The organism is Proteus faecis, assembly GCF_003144395.1.
GTDB lineage: Bacteria > Pseudomonadota > Gammaproteobacteria > Enterobacterales > Enterobacteriaceae > Proteus > Proteus faecis.
Map to the genome: position 1 here is coordinate 1 of NZ_PENZ01000022.1, position 589 is coordinate 589.

A 589-nucleotide genomic window follows, 5' to 3' on the forward strand; every position below is an offset into this window, starting at 1 on the left:
TAGGAATAAAAGGTCTTCGTTAGGATCTAAAGAGGAAAGGAAGTCACCACCACTGCCACCATTCACCAATAATCGACTCATGCCTGTAAATAGTGCAACAGGGCCGTCAATTTTTGCCTCGGGTGTGGATTTATTAGGGAAAATGTTGTCGTTTTTATCCGGTTTAACCGTGACGTTCGACATCATCCAGTTCATAACAGGGTGTTGGCCATGATGAAACTTACCCGCATAAACCAGTGCTTCAATCTCTTTCATGGATTCAGAAAAATTACGCACCGTTTGAGCAACCTCAACAAGGGGTAGCCCTTCTTCAGCCAGTGATAAACTAAATTGTGTCGCACTCCATGGGTCAAAACCCAGTTCGTTTAAGTTCTCGCCCGTCACCCATTCGATGATTTCTTCTTTAATTTGAGCATGATCGACAACTTCACCATCAGTTAATGTGAGATGCCCCATATCAGCCCATTTACGATAGAGTTCTGCCATTTGTTTAGAACAACGCTCAAGTCGGTCTTCGGGTAACCAAAACTTAAAATCAGCATGAACATGACCGTTATCGGGCTGTTTCCATACTTTAGCGGCCGCACAA

1 protein-coding gene is annotated in these 589 nt (G+C 43.8%); it reads right to left on the bottom strand.

What is annotated here, in order from left to right; translation table 11 throughout:
* Nucleotides 1-589 (bottom strand): terminase TerL endonuclease subunit (locus DK858_RS05495; RefSeq protein ID WP_228407187.1); only part of this gene is annotated, 589 nt, incomplete at both ends.